The organism is Arthrobacter sp. ov118 (assembly GCF_900116495.1).
In the GTDB taxonomy this organism is placed as follows: Bacteria; Actinomycetota; Actinomycetes; order Actinomycetales; family Micrococcaceae; genus Arthrobacter.
This window is the reverse complement of sequence record NZ_FPAY01000011.1, coordinates 60,095-81,138: the sequence shown is the minus strand read 5'-3', so window position 1 is coordinate 81,138 and position 21,044 is coordinate 60,095. Positions and strand designations below refer to the sequence as shown.

At 63.9% G+C, this 21,044-nt stretch carries 21 protein-coding genes and 4 pseudogenes; 17 read left to right on the top strand and 8 right to left on the bottom strand.

From position 1 onward, the window contains the following. Positions 1 to 480: 480 nt before the first annotated feature. From BM372_RS17670 to BM372_RS17645, 6 genes and pseudogenes are all read left to right on the top strand, one after another. A complete protein-coding gene (locus BM372_RS17670; RefSeq protein ID WP_090956756.1) occupies positions 481 to 912 on the top strand; it encodes a LexA family protein in 432 nt (143 codons plus the stop codon). Between the two features lie 26 nt (positions 913 to 938). Further along, positions 939 to 2,220 (top strand): annotated as a pseudogene (locus BM372_RS17665) (Y-family DNA polymerase). Positions 2,221 to 2,265: 45 nt separating this feature from the next. Then, positions 2,266 to 2,604: a hypothetical protein gene (locus BM372_RS17660; protein ID WP_090956755.1), complete on the top strand. Its 339-nt coding sequence runs from the start codon at positions 2,266 to 2,268 to the stop codon at positions 2,602 to 2,604. Next, positions 2,601 to 2,975 (top strand): hypothetical protein, encoded by a 375-nt coding sequence (locus BM372_RS17655; RefSeq protein ID WP_090956754.1) that lies wholly within the window; start codon positions 2,601 to 2,603, stop codon positions 2,973 to 2,975. The genes BM372_RS17660 and BM372_RS17655 overlap by 4 nt, the downstream gene beginning before the upstream one ends. A 43-nt stretch (positions 2,976 to 3,018) precedes the next feature. After that, positions 3,019 to 3,303 (top strand): hypothetical protein, encoded by a 285-nt coding sequence (locus BM372_RS17650; RefSeq protein ID WP_090956753.1) that lies wholly within the window; start codon positions 3,019 to 3,021, stop codon positions 3,301 to 3,303. Between the two features lie 76 nt (positions 3,304 to 3,379). After that, on the top strand, positions 3,380 to 4,339 hold the full coding sequence (locus tag BM372_RS17645) for an ATP-dependent DNA ligase (RefSeq protein WP_256214384.1): 960 nt from the start codon (positions 3,380 to 3,382) through the stop codon (positions 4,337 to 4,339). Positions 4,340 to 4,353: 14 nt separating this feature from the next. On the opposite strand, the pseudogene BM372_RS17640 reads toward BM372_RS17645, so the two are convergent. Then, a pseudogene (locus BM372_RS17640) lies at positions 4,354 to 4,993 on the bottom strand (SOS response-associated peptidase). Between the two features lie 665 nt (positions 4,994 to 5,658). Between BM372_RS17640 and BM372_RS17635 the strand changes: the two are divergent. Further along, complete coding sequence (locus tag BM372_RS17635) at positions 5,659 to 6,597, top strand: endonuclease/exonuclease/phosphatase family protein (protein WP_090956751.1); 939 nt, start codon at positions 5,659 to 5,661, stop codon at positions 6,595 to 6,597. 104 nt (positions 6,598 to 6,701) lie between these two features. On the opposite strand, the gene BM372_RS17630 is transcribed toward BM372_RS17635, so the two are convergent. Then, complete coding sequence (locus BM372_RS17630) at positions 6,702 to 7,253, bottom strand: hypothetical protein (protein WP_090956750.1); 552 nt, start codon at positions 7,251 to 7,253, stop codon at positions 6,702 to 6,704. A gap of 204 nt (positions 7,254 to 7,457) precedes the next feature. On the opposite strand from BM372_RS17630, the gene BM372_RS21135 reads away from it, so the two are divergent. The 7 genes and pseudogenes from BM372_RS21135 to BM372_RS21300 all read left to right on the top strand — a co-directional run bounded on the left by BM372_RS21135 (position 7,458) and on the right by BM372_RS21300 (position 11,370). Further along, positions 7,458 to 7,592: a hypothetical protein gene (locus BM372_RS21135; RefSeq protein WP_256214383.1), complete on the top strand. Its 135-nt coding sequence runs from the start codon at positions 7,458 to 7,460 to the stop codon at positions 7,590 to 7,592. Then, positions 7,573 to 7,929: a helicase associated domain-containing protein gene (locus tag BM372_RS17625; RefSeq protein WP_090956749.1), complete on the top strand. Its 357-nt coding sequence runs from the start codon at positions 7,573 to 7,575 to the stop codon at positions 7,927 to 7,929. Before BM372_RS21135 ends, BM372_RS17625 begins: the two co-directional genes overlap by 20 nt. Positions 7,930 to 8,165: 236 nt before the next feature. Further along, positions 8,166 to 8,876: a response regulator transcription factor gene (locus BM372_RS17620; RefSeq protein WP_090956748.1), complete on the top strand. Its 711-nt coding sequence runs from the start codon at positions 8,166 to 8,168 to the stop codon at positions 8,874 to 8,876. Positions 8,877 to 9,340: 464 nt separating this feature from the next. Then, the gene (locus BM372_RS17615) at positions 9,341 to 9,904 is read left to right on the top strand and encodes a hypothetical protein (protein ID WP_090956747.1); all 564 of its coding nucleotides are present in this window, start codon (positions 9,341 to 9,343) and stop codon (positions 9,902 to 9,904) included. Further along, positions 9,904 to 10,191, top strand: a complete 288-nt coding sequence (locus BM372_RS17610) for a transcriptional regulator (RefSeq protein ID WP_090956746.1) — start codon at positions 9,904 to 9,906, stop codon at positions 10,189 to 10,191. The genes BM372_RS17615 and BM372_RS17610 overlap by 1 nt, the downstream gene beginning before the upstream one ends. 136 nt (positions 10,192 to 10,327) lie before the next feature. Then, positions 10,328 to 10,699, top strand: a pseudogene (locus BM372_RS21305) (serine hydrolase domain-containing protein); the annotation flags it as partial. Next, positions 10,600 to 11,370: a serine hydrolase domain-containing protein gene (locus tag BM372_RS21300; RefSeq protein ID WP_143111511.1), complete on the top strand. Its 771-nt coding sequence runs from the start codon at positions 10,600 to 10,602 to the stop codon at positions 11,368 to 11,370. The pseudogene BM372_RS21305 and the gene BM372_RS21300, both read left to right, overlap by 100 nt. Positions 11,371 to 11,926: 556 nt before the next feature. On the opposite strand, the gene BM372_RS17590 is transcribed toward BM372_RS21300, so the two are convergent. From BM372_RS17590 to BM372_RS17575, 4 genes are all read right to left on the bottom strand, one after another. After that, positions 11,927 to 12,346, bottom strand: a complete 420-nt coding sequence (locus BM372_RS17590) for a DNA/RNA non-specific endonuclease (protein WP_256214382.1) — start codon at positions 12,344 to 12,346, stop codon at positions 11,927 to 11,929. 572 nt (positions 12,347 to 12,918) lie between these two features. Next, positions 12,919 to 13,998: an alkaline phosphatase family protein gene (locus BM372_RS17585; protein ID WP_090956742.1), complete on the bottom strand. Its 1,080-nt coding sequence runs from the start codon at positions 13,996 to 13,998 to the stop codon at positions 12,919 to 12,921. A 144-nt stretch (positions 13,999 to 14,142) separates the two neighbouring features. Then, entirely contained in the window at positions 14,143 to 14,478 is a 336-nt protein-coding gene (locus tag BM372_RS20760) for a hypothetical protein (RefSeq protein ID WP_177236056.1), read from the bottom strand. 472 nt (positions 14,479 to 14,950) lie between these two features. Next, positions 14,951 to 15,136 (bottom strand): hypothetical protein, encoded by a 186-nt coding sequence (locus BM372_RS17575; RefSeq protein ID WP_090956741.1) that lies wholly within the window; start codon positions 15,134 to 15,136, stop codon positions 14,951 to 14,953. Between the two features lie 249 nt (positions 15,137 to 15,385). On the opposite strand from BM372_RS17575, the gene BM372_RS17570 reads away from it, so the two are divergent. Continuing rightward, positions 15,386 to 16,486: a hypothetical protein gene (locus BM372_RS17570; protein WP_143111502.1), complete on the top strand. Its 1,101-nt coding sequence runs from the start codon at positions 15,386 to 15,388 to the stop codon at positions 16,484 to 16,486. A 746-nt stretch (positions 16,487 to 17,232) separates the two neighbouring features. Here the strand turns inward: BM372_RS17570 and BM372_RS21130 are convergent. Next, positions 17,233 to 17,442, bottom strand: a pseudogene (locus BM372_RS21130) (recombinase family protein); the annotation flags it as partial. Between the two features lie 406 nt (positions 17,443 to 17,848). Here BM372_RS21130 and BM372_RS17565 point away from each other — a divergent pair. Together BM372_RS17565 and BM372_RS17560 are read left to right on the top strand one after the other, a co-directional pair. Next, positions 17,849 to 18,679, top strand: coding sequence for a lipase family protein (locus BM372_RS17565; protein ID WP_143111501.1), 831 nt, complete (start codon positions 17,849 to 17,851; stop codon positions 18,677 to 18,679). Positions 18,680 to 18,728: 49 nt separating this feature from the next. Next, on the top strand, positions 18,729 to 19,547 hold the full coding sequence (locus BM372_RS17560; RefSeq protein ID WP_143111500.1) for a hypothetical protein: 819 nt from the start codon (positions 18,729 to 18,731) through the stop codon (positions 19,545 to 19,547). A gap of 1,026 nt (positions 19,548 to 20,573) precedes the next feature. Here the strand turns inward: BM372_RS17560 and BM372_RS20755 are convergent. Continuing rightward, on the bottom strand, positions 20,574 to 21,044 hold a 471-nt coding region (locus BM372_RS20755), incomplete at its 5' end, for a hypothetical protein (RefSeq protein ID WP_218160892.1).

Below are 21,044 nucleotides of genomic sequence, written 5' to 3'. Positions count from 1 at the left end.
GGTGTTACTGGTGTTGCTCTGGCCGTCTCAAGCTGTCCGACGACCAGGTGTTACTGCAACGGTGCTTCCCCATAAACAGGCAAATACAGCTACTTTAAGCGGGGGAACTTCCGTTCTCTTTTTCTTACGTGAAAAAAATATAACCACTCTCTGAATCTCGTCAAATCGCCTTGGGGCGCTCTGAGTTAGGTCGCCTTTTGCGGTCGGCTCGGGACCTACCTTGTAGGACACCCAAGCGGCAGGCGGGCCGCAGCCACTACAGAGCCGGCTTACAAGCGTCCGGTGAGGGATCCTCTTGCGGCACAGCCGGACCCGTCTCCTATTCTGACCAGATGTGTCCCGTGTGTCCCGAGCCGTTAGCCCTCTAGGACGGGCGTGCAACCCGCCCCGCCACAGGCCTGATCCGGCGGCCGGCGGTACTTTTCTGTCGGTCCCAAGAGCTATGCTTATTCGAAGATATATTCGAATAAAAGGTGTGTTGTGGGCGTTGTTATTGGTCCCCGCGTGATAGACGCGGGGGCGTCGTTGTTGTCGGTGCTGATCTCACCGGTTTCTGTCGCGGCCGGGTATCCCTCGCCGGCGCAGGACTACTTCGACGGGCGGATCGACCTGAATGAGCACCTGATCCAGGACGTCACGTCCACCTATGTGGTGCGGGTGTCCGGGGACTCCATGACCGGGGCCGGGATCAGCGATGGCGATGAATTGATCGTCAACCGTGCCCTGGAACCGGTGGACGGATCCGTGGTCGTCGCGGTCCTGGACGGTGAGCTGACCATCAAACGGCTGCGCATCACCAGTGCCGGGGTCGTGCTGCAGGCAGAAAATCCCGCGTACCCGGATATCCGGGTACCGTCCTTATCCGATCTGGTGGTGTGGGGCGTGGCGACCCGATGCCTTCACCGGCTGTAGGGCCGGCCGTGTCTAAGCCGGCGGTGATGCGGCGGATGCCGCAGATCGCGCACGTGGACGTGAACTGCTTCTACGCCTCGGCCGAGCGGGCCTTCAACCCCGCCCTGGAGGGCCGGCCCGTCATCGTGCTCTCCAACAACGACGGTTGCGCCGTCACCCGCTCCCCGGAAGCCAAAAGACTCGGCATCGCCATGGGCGAGCCGTGGTTCAAACTCGCACCCCGCGCCAGGGAGTGGGGGCTTGTTGCCCTCTCGAGTAACTATGAGCTCTACGGCGACATCAGCGCCCGCGTGATGGAGCTGCTTGGCCGGTACTCGGCCTGGCTGGAGGTCTACAGCATCGACGAGGCCTTCCTCGGCGTCAAAGGCTCCCCCGATGAACTCCTGGCCCTGGGCCGGGCGATGAAGGCCGCCGTCAGGCGGAACGTCGGCGTGCCGGTCTGCGTGGGAATTGGACCGACGAAGACGCTGGCGAAGCTGGCGAACTAGTGGGCCAAAAACAACCCGGCCTTCGGCGGGGTCTGCCACTGGGACTCCGTACCCGCCGGGGACAGGGAGACACTGATGCGGCGCCTGTCCGTGATCGAGATCTGGGGTGTCGCGACGCGGCTGACCAAACGCCTCAACGCCTTAGGGCTCCATTCGATCCTTGACCTGTCCCGGGCCGATCCGGTGATGATCCGTGACCGGTTCTCCGTGGTCATGATGCGCACCGTCCTGGAACTGCAGGGCACCCCGTGCATCCCGATGGAGGAGGAACGGATCGGCCGGGACCAGCTCATCTTCTCCCGCTCCTTCGCCACGCCCATCACCACCGCCGCCGGGATCCGGCAGGTCATGAGCGTCTACGGCCAGCAGGCATCGGCCCGGCTGGCCAAACATGGCCTGCAGGCCAAGGTCCTGACCGCGTTCGCCGGCACCTCACACTTCAACCCGAAAGACACCTCATACCCCTCCGTCTGCGTGCCCCTGCCGATGCCCACCGCCGACCCGGTACTGCTCACCAAAAGCCGCCCACGCGCTCCTGCCCCGCATCCACGAGGGCATCAAGTACGCCAGGGCCGGGATCATGGTCACCGACCTCCGCCCCACCGGCAACCAGGCACCCCTGGCCCTGTTCGAAAACCAGCACGAGGAACGCCACATCGGAACACTCCTCGAAGACGTCACCAAAAAGTACGGGCGCGGCTCCATCGGCCTCGGCCACGCCGGCATCCGCGGCGGACCGGACTGGACCATGAAACGGGACATGCTCTCCCCCCGCTACACCACCCACTGGGACGAACTCCCCCTCGTCAAAGCCGCCTAACCAATAACTCTCCCGCGCGACCGCACCACGAAAGAACACCACTCCATGAGCACCATCGCCGAAGCCGCCCCGCAGACCCACGACACACTGGTCCGACTCGACGCGGCAGGCAAACCCCTGGCCATCCGGCACGACGGACGGATCTGGTTGGTCGATCCCGACACCGAATCCCGGCACTGGTACGGCAGAGACGCCTGGTGGGACACCCGCCGCACGGCAGCCGTCGGCAGCGGCGATTTGGTCAGCATCGAATACTGGCAAGTACAGGTCCGCTCCGGCACCCATTCCGCCCTCCGGACCGCCACGCTCCGCCGGGAACCGCTCTCCACGCACTGGCTCCTGGAAAACATCAGCGATGCCGACGAAACAACCGAAGAAGAGTGAACGGCCAACCCATCAACGATCAGGCGTGGGCTGCGATTCGGACGGAGTTCACGCTGCCGACCCTGCAGCAGGTGCGTCGCCGGCTCTCCGAGCTCATGGAAGACCCCGAACCCGTGATGCGCCAGCTCGTCCGCGTCTTCATCGACGACGGCACCTTCTGCCCCGGATTTCAGTTCCTCCCCGGCGGGCAACTCCACCCGCAGGTCATTGAGCTCTTCGGGCATGCGCTGGAGCTGGACATCCCGCACAACTACTTCACGCTCTGGATGGTCACCCCCTCGAGAGCCCTTGCCGGGGACCGCCCCGTCGACCACCTGAAAGGCGACCCCGCTCCCCTGCTTCGCGCGCTGGAATCCTACCGCTGGCGCTAGCACTCGCTCTTGACCGCGCCGGCGGGGTGGGTAGCGTTGGCCCATGGGACTCATCTACGACAACCCGGACCTCGCGGCCCTGACGCTGACGCGGCTCGCCGCGGAAGAATCCGAAGGGCCCGGCGCCCTGGAAGGGCGCATGCTCGCCTATCTGGACGGCCTGGAACAACGCAACGGCGCCCCCTTCCTGGAGCTCGTGGCCATCACCCTCGCCCGGGTCCACTTCAAATCCCTGGACGACCCGGCCCGGGCCACCGGCGACGATCCGGCAGCATTGCTGGACGCCGCCGAGGTAGAGGCGCTGGAAGGCCTCGATGGCGGCAGCTAGACCACCGTCCGCGTCCGGGCTGCCGGCCGGCCTTGTCCTGCCGCCGAAGGTGGCCCTGGCCCGGACCGTCACGAGAATGCCACGAGCTGATGCGTTGCCCGGGAGTCTGTCCTATGAGCCCAAATGGGACGGTTACCGCTGCGTCGCGGCCCACGACGATACCGGGGTGACCCTCTGGTCCAGACAGGGCAAGCAGCTCACCGGATACTTCCCCGAACTCACTGCAGCCCTCGCATCAGAGGTTCCGCCCGGGTGCGTGCTCGACGGCGAAGCCGTGATCTGGGCCGGGGGCAGGCTGGACTTCTCCGCATTGCAGCAACGTCTGGGCGCCGGCCCTAAGACCCTCCCTGGACAGGTTCGGCAGACTCCGGCCAGTTACGTAGCCTTCGATGTTCTGGCCGTTGCCGGACATGATGCGAGGGCGCTCCCCTTCCGTGAGCGGCGGGCGCTCCTGGAAGAACTGGCCCGCGGATGGGCTCCCCCGCTCTCGCTCTCCCCCGCCACCACCGACCCGGACGAGGCGGCCAGGTGGATGGAAGACCTGCCCCACACCGGGATCGAGGGACTGGTCATCAAAGGCAGCGACCAGCCCTACACGCCAGGTGCCCGTTCCTGGCTGAAACTCAAGCACCGCGAAACCGTGGAAATCGTCTGCGGGGCAGTCATCGGGCCGATCACCGAACCCCGGGAGGTCGTGGCCGGGCTGGTCCTGGACGGGGAGCTGCGGATCGTCGGTAGATCCACACCGTTGAAGACGGCAGCCGCGCGGGAACTGGCGCGGTGGCTGCAGCCGCCCCGCGGCGCCCACCCCTGGCCCACGACCGTGAAGGGCACCACCCTGGACCGATTCAACCGGGACAAGGAACCGGTCGCGCTGACACTGGTGGAACCCGTGGCCGTGGAAGTCTCTGCCGATACGGCCTGGTCAGGCAGGTCCTTCCGCCACCCACTGCGCGTCCTCCGCGCCAGGCCGGAACTGTCCCCCGCAAACATCACCCTGCCCAAAATGCTGCGTCCACGGACCGCACGCCAGTGATGCCACGGCACTGCTCAGGGGGCTGGCTCGATAAGTTCCGGGCCGTTGTTGCGCACGCTGTTGACCCGGTCGGTGACCACCCGCGGCGTCAGAACCGGTTCAGGGATGGCATCGAGCATCTCCTGCACCTGTTCCTTGTCCGTCGTTACCGGGTCCAGCCAGTCGGCGTACATGCTGGGCGGAATGATGACCGGGGCCCGGTCATGGACGTGGCCGAGGGAATCATGCGCCGTCGTCGTCAGAACGGTGCAGCTGAGCAGCCACCGGTGCGGGTCGTCCTCGGGAAGGGGCGGGTCCCGGCCAGAACTCGTACAGCCCGGCGAAGGCGAGCACATTCTCCTTTTCGGAGCAGAGGTAATTCGGGATCTTCTTCCCGTCCTCGGTCTTCTGCCACTCGTAATAGCCCTCCGCCGGGACCAGTGCCCGCCGTTTGACGGCGGCCTTCCGGAACGATGGCTTGTCCAGAATCGATTCGCTGCGGGCATTGATCAGCTTCGACCCGATCTTGACGTCCTTGACCCAGGATGGGACCAGGCCCCAACGGGCGATCAACAGCCGCCGATCCAGGGAGTCGTCGTCCACCCGCTCCGCAATGATCGGCACGTCCTGCGTCGGAGCGACATTCCAGCTGGGCGGCGGCGGGCTGCCCTCGATCTCCTAAGCCTCGAACTGGGTAAGGAGATCCCCGGTGGCCTTGGACATCACATATCTGCCGCACATGGAATCATTCTGCCTCCACACCTGACGTCTTCTTCAAGCAGCGGCGGATTCAGCTCGAAGATGCTTCCGCCTGTCTGGCCGGTCAACCAGTAAGAGACCGGCATGTGCCGGTCTCTTACTGGTTTCCCTCTGCATAAGAAATCTGTGGGCAGCGTCCGCATTCCAGGGGTAGGTGCTCCTCGAGGAGCGTCGCCAGGGACAGTGTCGACCGGCCGCCCCTTATGGCCAGCTGTGAGCATGCCGCCCGAAGAGGTGTGCTCAGACACGGGAAAGCCCCTCGGACGAGGGGCTTTCAACGGATTGGTCAGTCGTAGATTGGTCTGGGTCAGCGGTGATCTGTTCCTCCTTCCCGGACGCCTACTGCGTCCATGCCGAACTGTGGACATGATCCTAGTAATCAATCCCCTGGGCCGTCCGGAATCAGTAACCTGCGTGCCGTCAATCCAGACGAAAACCGGGCACCTTGTTCGCGATCCCGGCCCGGCTGGGCCGCCATCCCGAGCGCCAGGGGGTCTGTGGGCCACGACCCGCATCTACCCGGGACAAGTCAGTCCCGTGCGCCTGCTTGCATCATCCGGGCCATCTGCTTGCATGGAGCCATGACTGAGCAGCCGCCGGCAACAGTGAGTGAGGATCTCGACAGGTTGCGTACAGCCCTGAAGGGAAGCACTCCTGCGAAGAAGGACTCCAACCTCCTCATCGGGACCTGGAACATCCGGGCACTGGGTGACCTGACCGCCAAGTGGCTGGCCGGCCCCAATGACTCTCCGAAGCGGGACTGGCATGCCATCGCCTGCCTGGCCGCCGTCATCTCCCGGTTCGACGTCGTCGCCGTCCAGGAATCCCGCCGCAACCCCGCAGCGCTCAAGCGGCTCCTGGCCAGCCTCGGCCCGGACTGGCGCGTCATCGTCTCCGACGTCACCGAAGGAACCGCCGGCAACGGCGAACGCCTCTCCTTCCTCTACGACAGCACCCGGGCCCAGCCCGCGGGCCTGGTCGGGGAAATCGTACTGCCCCCGATCGGCGAGGAACCGCAGCGCCAGTTCGCCCGCACCCCGTACACGGCCAGCTTCACCCGGGCCGGGGTGGAGTTCACGCTCGCCTCGGTGCACATACTTTGGGGCAAGGACCCTGCGGAGCGGCTGCCGGAGATCACGGAGTTCGCCCAGTGGATGCACGACTGGGCGGTGCGGCCCAACGACTGGAACTCGAACCTGATCGTGCTCGGCGACTTCAACCTGGACCGGATCGGCGACCCGCTCTACGAAGCGTTCATCTCCACGGGCCTGTGGCCGCCGGCGGAGCTGAACACGGTCCCGCGGACCATCTTCGACGATGACAAGACCACGCACTTCTACGACCAGCTGGCCTGGTTCTCAGAACCCGACGGCACCTCACTGCTGCAAGGCCTGGCCTACAGCCAACGGGCGGGAACCTTTGACTTCATCCCCCACATCTTCCGGGACATGACCCGCAGCGAGGTGTCCTGGCGGGTCTCGGACCACTACCCGCTCTGGTGCGAATTCTTCCTGGCCTGAAGTGCGGCAGAGGCTCCTTCTACCGCAGACGATTAGGGTGCTTTTGGTCCTGATCGGGTGGCAGTGAGCCGGGCCTTGAGTAGTGGGCACCGGCTTTCGGAAGGTCAACTGCCTCCGGTTACCCGCACCCCGCCAACCGCCCCTGTCCAGGGGGTGTCGCCCGGGCCGGGCAGGAACAGATGAGCGAAAACGTACCCCTGCTGAAGCGCCAGGACCTGTGAAGTGGCACCGGTGCAATCCAGAGTGAGCTCCACCGGCTGAAAAGGGGCACCCGGATGCTCCTGTCCAACGAAAACTTTCGCACCGGAAGCACCGACGCAGGCTGCGGTGACGGTGTACTGCCCGGCCGCCGGCACCTCCTCCAATTTGCCAAATCCCCTAAGTGGGCCATCCAGTGGTCCCGCATCGGATAGGAGGACTGGGCCCGGTGAAGCCGTAAGGAGCCGCTCCAGCTCAGCGTAGTTCTTAGCTTCATGCTCCAGGACCTGCGTGTTGTTGTACGGCTGCGGGGGTGCTGTTGCAGGCGCAGGGTCAGCTGTTGGGGTGTGCACGGGCTCGGGCTCGGGGTAGTTGTAGGCGCACGCCGTCACACCGCCAAGAGGGGTCAGCAGGCACAGGGCGACCGCAAGCAGGTGCCGCTTGTCCTTGATTCCCATTCTTCAATGGTCGGCAACCATGCCGATCAATACAACCGTCCTCAGAGGCACGCGGGGCGTCGTCTCAATCCTGTCCGTACACCGGGTCCATCACCAGTGGTGTCACCTCGACTCGGATCCGCCACGGGTCTCTTGAGTCCCAGGCGAAAGTTCGGCTTGCACCAGAACTAGCAGCCTACTTCTCTCGGGCCAACGAGGGGCCAGGTGGCATACTTTGACTGGGGCGCTTACATGACGGACCTGCTCACCGAGGTCAACTCGAAATCGAACACCCTTGACCTGAGCAGGGGGACTGTCCAGTGCGACGTCGGAACGGTCGATGGCCCGGTGGCTCTCTGACCGTCGGCGCAAAGCAGGCGACGGCACCCTTCATCCGGCCTACCGCGACCGTCCCGACCGGGTTCCCGGGTGGGCCGGGAACGCCAGGACAGCGGCGGACGATGCAAGGTGGCACGAGCGGCTCGCCGCGCTCGTGGCCTTTCGCGCCGGAGGCAACGACTGGCCTCGCCACCGCCATTGCGCTTCAGCGCGGGAACACACCCTCGGAGTCTGGATCCACACCCAGCGGTACAAACACCGCCGCGGCGAACTCGACCCGGCCAAGATCAAACTCCTGGGCGACGCCGTTCCCGGCTGGCAGACCGGGCGAACCCGGGGCCGCCCGCCCAAGAGCTAAACGCGTGGTTCTTCTCCTCCTTGCAGAACGCATTCCGAGGGTCTAACAAACGGATGACGTGGTTGCCCGCTCGCCTCGCCATCGGTTCGGTAGCGGCCAACGTTGTCATGCCCTACATGGAACATGGGCTTGGCCTACCGCGTTACTGGGCCTGCGGATTTACGTACCGGCCAAGGTTTCTCAGGATCTGCTCAATCCGCTGTCACATACTGCCTGTACCGGGGAGAGGGGGCCGGATGCGGATTCTGGTCGTGGACGACGAGAGGGGTCTCGCCGAAGCGGTCCGCCGCGGCCTGACGAATGAAGGGTTTGTCGTGGACGTCATGCACGACGGCGTCAGTGGTCTGTGGGCGGCGACAGAAAACTCCTATGACGTCGTCCTGCTCGATCTGATGCTGCCCCAAAAGAACGGCTACGACGTGCTGAAGGAGCTTCGGGAGGCGAGAAACTGGACTCCGGTGCTGATGCTCACGGCGAAGGACGGCGAGTACGATCAGGCCGATGCGTTTGATCTGGGGGCTGATGACTATCTGACCAAGCCTTTCAGCTTTCCGGTGCTGGTGAGGCGGATCTGGGCGCTCAGCCGGCGCGGGGGCCGGGAGCGTCCCGCGGTGTTGACCCTCGGTACGCTGACGCTGGACCCTCTCACGCGCAGGGTGCTTCGGGGGGACACGGCGATCAAAATCACCCCGCGGGAGTACGGGCTCCTGGAGTACCTCATGCGGCGCCACGACCAGATCGTGACCAAGGCCGAGATACTCAATAACGTGTGGGACCCGGCTTTTGAGGGCGGGGACAACGTGGTAGAGGTCTACATCGGTTACCTCAGGGGCAAGATTGATGTTCCCTTCGGCCTCCAAACACTGACCACGGTGAGGGGTACCGGGTACATGCTCAGTGCCGACCAGGACCCGGGGAACGATGGCCCCCGCTCCTCCGAAACGTAGGCGCCCGCCTTACTCACCGGACGCGGGAAACGTCAGCTCGAAGCGGCAGTGCCCCAGCGGGCTCTCCCTGGCACGGATGGAGCCGATGGCCAGCACGCCCGGAATGAGCGGCGACTGAGCTAGTTAGGCAGGTGAAGTCCTCCAGGGAGACCGGCGGCGTCTGGGAAGAACCGGGTCTCGAGGGCTCACCGCCGTCGGCCTCCCGAAGGTCAATCCCGGCACGCAGAGCGGCCGGGACCGAAATGCCCCACAGCAGAACACGTCACTGCAGGGACTGCTGACCGGTCTCATCCAAGGACTCTTGACCGATCCGCCGACACTTTGAGCCTAGAAGCTCCTCATTCAAGACAAACGCGTAGTCGCTACCTGTCTTGTGCCGCGCTCCTGCCCTCGTCGGATTCCAGACGCCCCGCTCAACAGCCGCTTACTTGCCGGGTTGGAAAGTTGCATTTATACTTTCCAACATGGAAAGTACGCCTATTCAGCAGGAGCCTGAGGACCCGCGCGAAGCCCTGGCCGTGGCGGACAAGGCACTCCGACGACTGACCGATGGTTTGCGGTTGCCGGCGGGCCTGTTTCCGCTGCTTGCTGCCGCGGTCGCCTTGCAGCTTGCCACCGCCGCCTACGGGATCGCCGCCCAGACCGTCACCGGGTTAGTTGTCGTGCTGGTCGGGCTGGCAGCCTTCCTGGGGACTGCAGCGCTCCTGCTGCACCGGTTCCGCCGGATCAACGGGGTCAGGGTCGACGGGCTGGTCAGCCACATCGTCCTAGCAGCCGGGGCCTCGGACTCACTCATCTACCTCGGCGCGTTCGCCGCAGGGGTCTGGGCCGCCTTCGCATCACTGTGGTGGCTCGTCGCCGCGGCGGCTGTGGCCGGAGGAATCGGCTGTGCGCTCGGCGCTCGGCACTGGTGGCACACCTACCGCAGTAATCCTGCCGCCCACGCCCGTGGCGTCTCCCCGCGCATGCTCGGTGTCCTGGCCGTGCTCGCCTGCCTGGGGATCGCGGGATTAGTGGTCTTTGGCTGATGGAAGGGCTCGATCTGCTGATCCACGCCCCGGCGCGGCTGCAGCTCGTCACGATGCTGTCCGCGGTGTCCGAGGCGGAGTTCGCGACGTTGCGGGACGTTCTTGAGGTCAGTGACTCTGTGCTGTCCAAACACGTCTCCACGCTGGTCGACGCCGGCTACCTGCACAGCCGAAAGAGCTCCCACGCGGGGAGGCGGACCACGTGGGTCGGACTAACCAATGCCGGTAGACAGGCTCTGCGGGACCATGTCACCGCAGTACGTCGGCTGATCGACATGGTCGAATGACGCCGGGGCCCAGCAGTCACAGGGCGGGCCGAAACACAACGACTATCATCAACGTCACCGACAGGGCGGCAGCCAGTGCCGAGGGCGAAGTCGACGGCCCGGGGCAGAGACAACGATTGTAGAGACAGGACCTGCTATGGACGGCGATCACGGCCCGCCAGAAGCGGTGGCGAATTTGAGGGCGATGGTCGATGCGATCACCCGACCGCTCGTCGCAAAGCATGTGGGCGTCGTTGTCGGAGCAAGCATAGGTCCCACTCGCGTCGTGTCAGGGTTCGCCGGTCGTGGCCAGGCCAAGCCGAGGGGTGATGCAGTTTTCCAGATCGGCTCAATCACCAAGGTCTTCACGGCCTTGGCCCTGGCCGACGCCGTGACCTCCAGCGAGCTCTCCCTAGACACTCCACTGGCATCGCTCCTTCCGACATCCTCGCATCCAAACGCCTCGGCCATCACGCTGGGCCAGCTTGCCAGCCACACTTCGGGACTTCCCCGGCTCCCAGCGGGACTCAGGCGGCAAGCACGGCGACCCCGGCGGACCCCTACAGCAACTTCAGCAGAGCCGACTTGGAGGCTGCCCTGGCGGCCGCACGCCCGTGGCCCGCACCGGGAAAGCGCCTGCGGTACTCCAATTTTGGGGCGGCACTCCTCGGTGAAGCCCTGAGCCGGCACGACGGAATCCCCTTCGAGCAGGTCATCTACAACAGAGTCACCGCTCCACTGGGGCTGCCGGAGACGCATATTCAGCGCCGCCCCGAGTTCGGTGACCGCTACATACAGGCGCACTCCCGGGGACACAGGCCGATTCCGGATTGGGACCTAGGCTCGATGCCTGGTGCGGGCGCCCTTAGATCCACGGCCCATGATCTCCTTGAGTTCGATCACCAAAACCTAGTGCCGGGCGATTCCAGGAAACCAGAGGCCCTGATCACCGCACAGCAACCGCGAGCGAAAGCGAACCGTTGGGTCCAGGTCAGACTCGGATGGCATCTGTCCCCCTTACGAGGCACCCCACACACAGTCCTCTGCCACAACGGGGCAACCGCGGGGAGCACGAGCTATCTGGGCCTACTGCCAGAACTCGAAGCCGCAGTTGTTGTCCTCAGTAACGCTGGTCGAACGGTGGACGCACTCGGCGTGCGCCTTCTCATCGGTATTGAGAAGACACTGCGCCTGTCGTGAAGGCGCGGGGAAGTTCCCCATCCAACCCGGTGTCTCGAATCCTTCCCGTCTCAAAACGTAAGGGTTTCGAGAGGCCCGTCCTCGTCGCAGGTGGGATGAAAGGTGGCGTGCGGCTAGGGGAGGATTTTCTGAATGGCCGATCCGTCGCCATGAAAGATGAGAGTTCGGCGCCGGCCATCAATCCAAACCCAGAAGTATGAGGCGTCTTCGCCAACGTCGTCCACGGTGCCATGTTCCGGGGCGAACCCACTTCGTTTGACGATGACTCTGTCGCCCGGGTTTAGGTGGACCCAGTTGTGGTAGCTGAGTGAGCGAGTCTGGGGCCCTGGCATCAGGACGGGCGCTACTTGCATTTCCGCATTCATGTTGTTCCTTCCGGTGTATCCAAGCTCTTCAGCCTTTTGGTGCTTTGTGAGGGAAAGGTGCCCTGTCCGGGCGGGGACGGTGCGAGGCGGACGAGCGGTCAAAGCGCGCGGGGGTTGGTCGACGCGCGGCGAGGTACAAAAATCGGGCGGGGGTGCCTCCGTGTGCACCAGCTGGTCCAGGTCCAGGCCGGTCAGCTCGGCGATGTCCCCCGAACTGGTGTCTGGAACGTCCGGAAAGGGCCCAGCGGCGGGCTGTCATCAATGACCCCGGGCCGCGGAATGTCGGGCAGGTCCGACAGCTGCGGGGACTGGTCCACCACGTAGCCGGTGGCCGCCAGCGCACCCTGGTGGATGAAGGCGGCGACCTTGAAGAAGCGCAGCGGGATGTCCACGCCCCGGTACACGGGGTCGACGGCGCTGAAGATGGGGCCGGTGAAGACGGCGATCCGGCTCCGGTATTGGGCTGCATGCTCCTGTAGATAGGACTCGATGCCGAGCCATAGTTCCAGGCCTTGGTTGAACTTGGCCGCCTGCGGGGCGGCGTTCGTGTAGTGGAAAAAGTCCTCGTTCGCGGTCTGGGCCTCGGCCCGGGTGTCGCCCCAGACCGCCAAGGACCGGCGGACCAGGCGGCCGCGGTCAATGTCGTTCCGGGCATAGACCCGCTCCCCCGTCTGCTACTTCCTGGGCCAACACGTCCCGCTGCCCGGCCTGCCCGGCGTCGGGAGCTTGCTGCCGTCAATACCCACGCCGGTAACGGCCGCCAGGCGCTTGTCCAGGCGTAATACGGCAGCAGCACCGTTGGTCCGGGCCGAGTCGTGGGTCAAGCTTCCACGCGATTCCTGCCCGGTCCAGGTCCAGGTGAACGGCTGCTCTTCCCGGAAGCCGCGCGGGGAGGGGAACCCCTGCGCTGATCGCAGAAGGGTGAAGAAGCCATTCGGGTTGGCCCTGGTCCTGCCCCGGTCATCCGTCAGGCGGGCGATGGAACCCTTGGAACAGCACTGGACCGGACCACCCGCTGAACTTGCCCGGATCCAGCGCTTGGCCGGTACTGCGACAGCCGCCCCCTGAGCAGCGTGATTGGGGGCCCAGCTTGCCGCAGGCGGGCTCGAGGAAGTGCCGGGAACGTTGTCAACCGGGGCCTGGTGAGGCCGTACCGTTGGAGTTGTGAGCGGGGCGTTCGCGGTCAGTGTCCGGAGTTGAAGACGTCGGGTCCGAAGCTGTTCAGTCCCGGCGCACCGGCGTAGCCGAGGCGGGGCAGGGCGAAGATGTCTTCGATGGTGGCCAGAAGGCTGTAGTGGTTGTAGGTCCTGTCCGAGACCGTGCCGCCTTTGGTCAGTGGTGAGAGGACAAGGGCGCCGACGCGGCCTCCTGCTGTGCCTCCAGGCACTCCGGGGGGCCCGGCCTCGTTGCCTTCGGCTTCGTCGAAGGTGATGACCAGCATCCCGTCCTGCTTGAAGGCCGGGGAGTCCAGAATGGCCGGGACGTGCTTCTTGAGCCAGACGTCAGCGCTGACCAGGCCGCCCTCCCTTCCGTCGACGCAGGGGCTGTCATGGCCGTCGTTGCACAGATTCGGGCTGATGTAGGAAAGGTTCGGCGTCGTCGCGGCCGAGCCCAGGTCACGGGTGAGTTGGGTGAAGTCCACGATGTTGCGCTGGCATTCCGGAGACGAAGTAATCGCCTCAAAGTAAACGAAGGGGTTGTGCCGAGTGGCGTACTGGTCGCCCGGGGAGGCGTCCTGGCTGTCGTCTTCGGCGCCGGGATCCGGGTGGCGGCAGGGGGTCCCCATGTCCTCCATGTAGCCTTTCCAGGTTTTGCCGGCCGCACTCAGCTGGCCGGCAACCGTTGGCACCGATGCAGGGTAGACGCAGCCGGTTCCCTCAAACTGACCCGGGGAAGCGGTGCCGGTGGACCTAAAAGGAACGTAGGTCCCGCAATCGTTGCGGGTCATGGGATTCGAGGCCTGCCCGGAAATCTGCGCGAGATAGTTCGGGTTCGAATGGTGGGCGATCGCATAATACTTGGAGAGGAGAACCCCCCGATCCCGAAGGGTCTTGGCGAGGTAGGGTGCGTCGGAGTCCGCGCCCCAGACGGTGTCGTAGCCCTTGTTCTCAAGGTTGATGACAAATACGTGCCCCGGTTTCGGATTTCCCTGCCCCGGCGTGGCCTGACACCCCGCTACGGCCAGGATCAGTGTGCCGGCAAGGGCCATCAGTCTGGGCAGCACAGCTACGCGGTCGGCGGTCTTCCGGGTGTTCGGCCTCATTCGCTGTCCGCTTTTCTTTCTGCCGGCGTGGCGTGCATCCGGTGAACGCCTGACCCGTCCCTGGCCTTCCGGTAATGGGACGGGAAGGCACCCTGTGCATCAGCCTGGGGGCAGTGAGGGGTCGTCACTGCTTCACCTCTGCGCTTAAATTGACTGGTCCTGTCGGGCTTCATCCGGCGGCGTTCCGGCAAGCTTTCCGGAGGGCCATCTCCTGATAACGGGCACAGCTGCTGTGTCGAAAAACTGGTGGTCCGTCGCGGGAACGCGGATTGTTCCGGCGGCTTCTGCTTTCTCCCGGATGAAATCGTGGTCGGCCCGGGAGAGTACGGCCTGCCCGTGTTGATCGTGATCGATGTCCTCGTGGGCTGCCTTGCTGATTCTGGCCGACATTGCATGGGGCAAGACCAGGCATCCCGGATTTTCCAGAAGCCATGACCGCGTCTCGGAATCGAGGCGGTCCCACTCGTCCTTGAGACTCATACCCGCGCGTACCCTTCCAGTCCGGCTTGTCTCGAGTGAATTCCGTCCAGATTACACTTCCGGTCAAGCGGTGGCAGCTTTTGACCCTCCGGCGTGAGCTACCGGGGCCGGGTGCCGTCCAACAACGGTGGCGGAAGCGAAGGGAAGTGTCACCGGGGCGCGACGCGGCCTGACAAATTGTCCCTTCGTTGTGAGTATTGCCGTGCCGGAAGACAGGTAGCTGATACTCAAGCCCGGGCGGGGCATTAAGGATACAGTTTTTGGTGAGAGGTCGTTTCCTTGGAGACTGCTCTCGGCGGTAACTGCGTCAGTGCCCGGCAATGGTGACACCGGGCATTGGCGCGTGCTTCGTCCAGGTTTTTGGGTCCGTGCCGGCACACCCGTGTGGACGGGGCCGGCGGCGATGCCCCTTCTGAGACCCAGCCCCTCCCAGTCGTCGCCCTCCCCTCACAACCGGTGCTGCACCCGCATGTCAGACCCGCGAAACTTCCTCCGCGGCGGGGGCGTGCCCGCCAGGCGAGCCGGTAATCGGCGCGACGGGTTGCCCGTCCCGGCGATCCTGAAGTTCTTCAGTGGCCAGTTCGAACAATGTATGGGCGTCAAAAATGGGGTTCGGGGAGTCCAGGTGCCGGTACAGCGCTTCCGTGAGCTGAGTCACAGGTGGCACCCTGGATGACCTTCTATCAAGCCATCGAAAGAGGACAGGCCGGCGCCAGCCCCACCGAACGGACAGGTCATATAAAAGACACTGGGACGGGGTCAGGGTCACGTTCAGCAGGACTGGCAGCCATCCTGCCAGCCAGGCAACAGGCCAGCCGCCGCCCATTAGAGAGTCAACGCGACTTCTAGACCGGGCGGCGGCACAGGGCGTAGTCTGTTGCTCCGTCACCTCTGGGGGGATAACCGGATGGAAAGCAGCCTGCGGGATCGTTGCGGTTCGGCCGCTCGCTCACTCATGCTTGCCGCGTTCCTTGTCTTGATTTGCCTCGTGTGGGGCGCCGGAAGTGCCGACGCCGCGCCGTCCGGGCCGGCCTCGGGGCCCACGGCCGTGGATCTACCCGATCTTGCCTTGCCCCAGCACGAGCCCGGATCTCCCCGGGACAAGGCCGCGGCCGCAGCCCCGCCGGTGACGCATCCACTTCAGACCGTCTCCGCACGGGCACTGCCCACGGTCAGCCGATTGCCGGGCACGTCCAGCACCGGTCCGATCAAGGATGTGCCGCTTCCTGTCACCCCTCCGGCTGGGGTGATAGCGGCTCCCGCCGTCTCTGCAGGTGCGGTTGTGAGCCAGGCACCACCTGCGGTTGCAACCGTGGTCGGCAGCGTCGCCCCGGTCGTTAACCCGGTTGCGCCAGTTCTCACGCGTGGCGCGCCGGTCATCCATCGGGCCGTAGAGGGCATCGACTCGGCCGGGGCCGTCCCGGTCCAGCTCCCCGCACCCAAAGTCGCGCCGGTTCCGGTCCAGCTCCCCGTTCCCGCAGTGGTGCCGGTTCCGGACCAACTCCCCGTTCCCGCAGTGGTGCCGGTTCCGGACCAACTCCCCGTTCCCGCAGTGGTGCCGGTTCCGGACCAACTCCCGGATACAAGCGGCAACGTCATTACCCCGGGCGCTCGGCCGGCCGCTGCCCCGGCCACTCACGCAGGCGCCGCAAGGCCGCAGCCAGCCTCGGCAGGCCCTGCCCCCAAGGCTGCCGTCTCGGGTCCCGGCCTCGCGCAGCTCCGGGTTAACGCCCCTGCGCTTGGGGCGGTGTCGGCCGTTGCCGGCTATTCCGCACCTTCCTCTGACCCGGAGCCCCTGCTGGACGCAGAAGTCCGGCTCTGGCTGTCCGCCGCCCAAGGCTCCGCGGGCTCCTCGACTTCCGGACCCGGCAGCGGGGGCGCTCAAGCGGCCGGAGACGCCGCAGGATTATGGCACCCCTGGGACGCGCGCAGTAGCGCCCAGGCGCCGGACCTGGCCCAGGCGCCGGCGACAAGTCCGTCCTTCGACCCTGGATCATCCCCTGACTGAATAGGCCCTCCCTGCCCTTCTACGGGCAGACAACGGCCACCGACGCCCCTCGGCGTTCGGATTCAAAAATTCAGTCAGGAGAACAGCCATGTCCATCCACGCCCCCTTCCTTCATGCCGCTTCCGCTGCCGCCCAACGCGGCTTCGTCTCCGGCCACGCACCCGCTCGAGTCGGCAACTGGCCGGACCCGATGCGCAGCCGGTCCAGCGTCGGCAACTGGCCGGACCCGATGCGCCCTTGGTGCCCTGCGTCGGGCAGCTGATCCAAGCGGCCGCTACTCACCACTCCCAGCACCATCGTCCCGGTGGTGCTGGGAGACGTGGTGGGCCCCGGCCTCCCTGTGAACCCAGTGTCTTCGTAGGGTCGGTGCTGGGTGTCTAAACAGTGGAGGGGTGCTCTGAGCTGGGAAATAGTGGCTGTTGAAGCCGCTATTATCGACGAGCGAAGGAGCACCCTTCCGGTGTCGAGTTCTACCTGCGTTTTCCCTGCCGTCCCGGTCCGTTCGACGGTGAAGCGGGACCTGACCGGGCAGCTGGGCGCCCTGGCGGCTACCGGCGTTAGCAGGGAACACATCTTCGTGGATAAGAAGTCAGGAGCCGCTGGCAGTTTAGGAAGTCGCCTGCATTGGCCGATGCCGGATGAACGCTCCGGTGCGGCTGACTGCTGACATTGGGTTGTCCGAAGTCGTTTGTACCAAGCGACCATTGGTCCGAAGGCACCAGCACCAAGGGCGCCGGCCTTCAACTCTATGCCTTGAGGTACTGGTAGAGGGTCTCGCGGCTGATGCCGTATTCGCGGCTAAACCGGCCTTCTGCGCCTCCGGCGACCATCCTCGGTAGCTCGTTCGCCTTCTCGGCCGAAAGTACCTTGCTACGCCCGCGGTAGGCTCCCCGGGCCTTCGCAAGGGCAATGCCCTCCCGCTGACGTTCACCGATCAGGGCCCGTTCAAATTCGGCAGCTGACCGCGGTGGGGATTCTTCTGGTTCTTGCCGACATTACCCGGCCGGCCGCGTACCCCATCCAGGCCATCGCGCGATCATTGAACAGACCTGACCAGCCATGAGAATGGCCTCGATGCTGGACCGGCGTGCCGGCTGCTCTTCTCAAAACCCGTTCCGGGCCGCTGAACGGACTGTACTCAAACGAGAACTATTAGTGACAATCGCTGCTCTGGATGACGTGTCGCCCTGAACAGGGTTCTCCCGCGGAGCTGCGATTCAAACCTCTTTCGAGCCTGATTCTCGATTTGATGCCCTCTCGGAATCCTTCGTTCTTGAGAATGGCCCTGCTCGCAGCCCACCTCACCGTGTAGGTCGTTCGTTCCTTGCGCCACCAGCGGGGCCTAGGTCTAAGATCCGAGGTATGACCTATGCAGAGACGCATGCTCGTCGCGCCATTACGGATCCATCTTCATGGGCCATGTATGCCTCTCATGAAAGGGCAAAGCGCCTCATCATTTTCGTCCACGGATTCCTAGGCCAGACAGTGTCTACGTGGAAAGAATTCCAGCACAGCGGCCGAGTGGGCCAGTGGTGGCGGGAGGCTGACATGTTGTTCGTGGGGTATAAGTCGACCCGAGTAAATGTCGCTTCCGTCGGCCACCTGTTGATAAGGCAGCTTCCTCTCTTCTTTCCAACTCCCTTTCCACCCGCCATGCAGGTCAAAGGAGTCGCAGTGCGGGACGACACCATGTCACCGTATGAAGAACTGATACTCGTCGGACATTCCTTGGGAGGGCTTGTTGTACGGTGCGCTCTGGTGGAAGCCGCACAACAATGGCATTACTCGCCGCCCGGGACTGAACGCCCGATCCTGCTCAGCGCTCAGACACGACTTTTCAGCCCCGCCACCGCAGGCTTTCGCCCTGCTGGTTTTCTAGGGCTAGCCGAGGCCTTCGGAATGCGGGGCATATCTGAAATGTACCTTCGAATGTCATCCGCATACTTAGACCTACAACCAGACTCATCCATGATTCAGGAAACTCAGAGTCGGACAAAATATTTTTATGAGAAGACGTCGGAACCGGCACTTCAGGCGCGCATTTTGTGGGCCAATCCCGACAATGTTGTCAAGGCCGAAGGCTACATGACAGATCTGTTTGCGGATTCTGTCGACGGGAAGTCTCACCTTACGGTCTGCAAACCACACGATGGCTACACGCGCCCATGGCAATTCGTGGAATCCGGTGAATAATGTGAGTCGCGCACAAGAGTACCGACTTCGCTCATTTGAGGCCGTCTACGTGGACCCTCAAATCCTATTTTTTGAACAAAACTATGGACGTCTGTGGCCGGACGAAAAGTACGAGGTATGGCCTCAGAGGAGCTACGACGAGGGGGCCATCCGTTCAGGCGAGGCCGTTTTGCGCCTGTTTCTGTTGCGCGAAGCCGCTAATTGGGTCGAGCTGGGGAGAAAGCTTGAGTTTTTCTCGTCCGACGTGGAGCCTACTCCAATAAGTTTCGAGCTCCCTTATGGACTTCAGGGTCTGGCAAGCCGCGTTTGGGGAGGAAAAGTCAACAGTCGACGGTTCCGGGACGTTTGGTCCAGGGACTGGGGCCGTGCAGAATTACCCCTCGCGATACCCTTCGACGACGCCCTAATGGCTGCCATGGATAATCTCTCGGAAGAGCGCCTCGAATTCTTGCGACTATATCTCTTCGCCGACGAGCGGGAATGGGATTACAAAGTTTCGCAGATCGAGATCGCCCAGATCCTCTTGGGGAGCAGGGAAAGGAGTGCCTACCGTGAGGCACGAATGGATGAGATGGCGTGGGCATTCGGAGGTACTGACCCTGTCCTAGAGTTTCTCGGCTACCCTTCGGATTGGCGAGCCGGTAGCGCCGGTGACCTTCTTCTGACCTCCGACAGAGGGGGCAGACTTGATGACGCCCTACATCGGATTGAGGATCGGGTCAGGGGCATCATCGAGAGGGAAGCCGGACGCCGTTTAGCAGGAGGCCAGGATCTTATGGAGCGCGCGGACGAGGAAGAAATCCCGGAAGAAATTCCGGAAGACTTCCGTCAGCGCGGCGGAGGCGACGACGAAGATTGGCGACGGTGACAGCATTCTCCCGCGGAGGGTTTTTGGCAGCCTACACATCGTCTCCACAGGGCCGGGAGCCAAACGCATATGAAAGCGCGGAGGCTCCTTCTCGCAATCCTTCGTTTCCGAGAAGTGTCTCTAGACCGCTGCGCGCGCCATGCGGCAACGCCCTCGGGGCAGTGAGAGCCTTCCCGAACAGGCCGCACCGGGGTCGTCACTGGAGCGAATACTTTCTCGGCAGGTACATCTCACCAAACGTCGTGGGCGTTTACGACGGGGCTTCGCCTAACGGTCCACGCTGTGGAACCGAACGGCTGCCCGAACTGAATGCTTCGTATTGTCGTCCGAATGATTCCCTTGCCCGGGACGTCACCCTGATGGCCCGCGGGTACAAAAGCGACGATACATGGCCGTACCTCGTCATCGCCCATGAATGGGGCCATGCAATACAACAGCGTATAGGTGGTTCATTTCACCGGATATCGATCATTGCTGCCCGATCCGCAGACCGGCAGCACAAGCAGAGCCGCTGTCTTTGAAGTCAGAGTGCACAATGGCAGTGCGACTTCCTTTGACGCCGCCCACATGTCCAAACCCGTCGCTAAGGTTTGGCGATAAATCCCTCCTGGCACAACTTGTCCCTGACCCGAACTCGGTCCTGGGCCCAAGCGGCTTGGGCATCATTCTATCAAGAGAGACACGGAGCGTCTTCGTCGGAGCTGTCACTCCCTCGGCCCCAGGATCCCTCGTTCAAGTCAGCGTTCCCGGGCCAAATCCCGATACTGACTGGTCCGCAACCTTCGACGGTGCCATCTGAACCTGCGTCAAAACAGCTCAAGCCTCTTACCCTGACCTGCGAACAGACGCCAAGAGCACTTTCGAACAGCTAAGACTGTGTAGGTGCTGCCAGCCGACGCGATGGCGTGTCCTTCCCCGAGGCCTTGTCGGTAAAGATCCTGTCGAGCTCGACCCCCTCGGGGGCGCCCGATGATCGACCGGCTTGCAGGACGGGCCCATGGGGCGTTCTCTCTTCTCGAACCAGATTCAGGGGCGGCCGGGCAGCGTGGGATTGCGGACGGTGTACAGCAACAGGGGTGCTAATGCGTCACCCAATTCGGCGGACCTCAGCCAGTACTGCAGTGCCTGGGCCGGTTCTCCTGCCCGGTGGCTAACTATTCCGAGGAAGTTGAGGGCATCGGGATCATTGGGTGACTCACCCAGCTTCTGGACAGCGGCAGCACGAACTGTGGGGTCGGAGGACAGCGTCGCCTTGTAAGCGATCGCGGACTGGACTCCGTGCTGTTCCGCCAAATCGAGGAGTTCTGCGGCACGCGTCATGTCACCGACCAAGGCATCAAGCGTCGCCAACGCTAACGCTGCCCATCCCAGCACGGCATCGACATCGTTGCTCGCACCAATGTTGATCACCGCCTGCCAGGCGTTCCGGGCTTCGTTTAGGTCCGGCGGGTCGAGCCGGTTCGCGAGCAGGACCCCGAGGTTGAAGGCGGCGCCGGT

What these genes read in the sequence shown, in the direction of transcription:
- BM372_RS17620 (WP_090956748.1), top strand. Translation starts at nt 8,166, where the DNA reads ATGCGGATTCTGGTCGTGGACGACGAGAGGGGTCTCGCCGAAGCGGTC.
- BM372_RS17660 (WP_090956755.1), top strand. Translation starts at nt 2,266, where the DNA reads ATGAGCACCATCGCCGAAGCCGCCCCGCAGACCCACGACACACTGGTC.
- BM372_RS17570 (WP_143111502.1), top strand. Translation starts at nt 15,386, where the DNA reads ATGGAAAGCAGCCTGCGGGATCGTTGCGGTTCGGCCGCTCGCTCACTC.
- BM372_RS20760 (WP_177236056.1), bottom strand. Translation starts at nt 14,478, where the DNA reads ATGAGTCTCAAGGACGAGTGGGACCGCCTCGATTCCGAGACGCGGTCA.
- BM372_RS17630 (WP_090956750.1), bottom strand. Translation starts at nt 7,253, where the DNA reads ATGGGAATCAAGGACAAGCGGCACCTGCTTGCGGTCGCCCTGTGCCTG.
- BM372_RS17615 (WP_090956747.1), top strand. Translation starts at nt 9,341, where the DNA reads ATGGAAAGTACGCCTATTCAGCAGGAGCCTGAGGACCCGCGCGAAGCC.
- BM372_RS17635 (WP_090956751.1), top strand. Translation starts at nt 5,659, where the DNA reads ATGACTGAGCAGCCGCCGGCAACAGTGAGTGAGGATCTCGACAGGTTG.
- BM372_RS17585 (WP_090956742.1), bottom strand. Translation starts at nt 13,998, where the DNA reads ATGAGGCCGAACACCCGGAAGACCGCCGACCGCGTAGCTGTGCTGCCC.
- BM372_RS17565 (WP_143111501.1), top strand. Translation starts at nt 17,849, where the DNA reads ATGACCTATGCAGAGACGCATGCTCGTCGCGCCATTACGGATCCATCT.
- BM372_RS17650 (WP_090956753.1), top strand. Translation starts at nt 3,019, where the DNA reads ATGGGACTCATCTACGACAACCCGGACCTCGCGGCCCTGACGCTGACG.
- BM372_RS17645 (WP_256214384.1), top strand. Translation starts at nt 3,380, where the DNA reads ATGCCACGAGCTGATGCGTTGCCCGGGAGTCTGTCCTATGAGCCCAAA.
- BM372_RS17610 (WP_090956746.1), top strand. Translation starts at nt 9,904, where the DNA reads ATGGAAGGGCTCGATCTGCTGATCCACGCCCCGGCGCGGCTGCAGCTC.
- BM372_RS17625 (WP_090956749.1), top strand. Translation starts at nt 7,573, where the DNA reads ATGGCCCGGTGGCTCTCTGACCGTCGGCGCAAAGCAGGCGACGGCACC.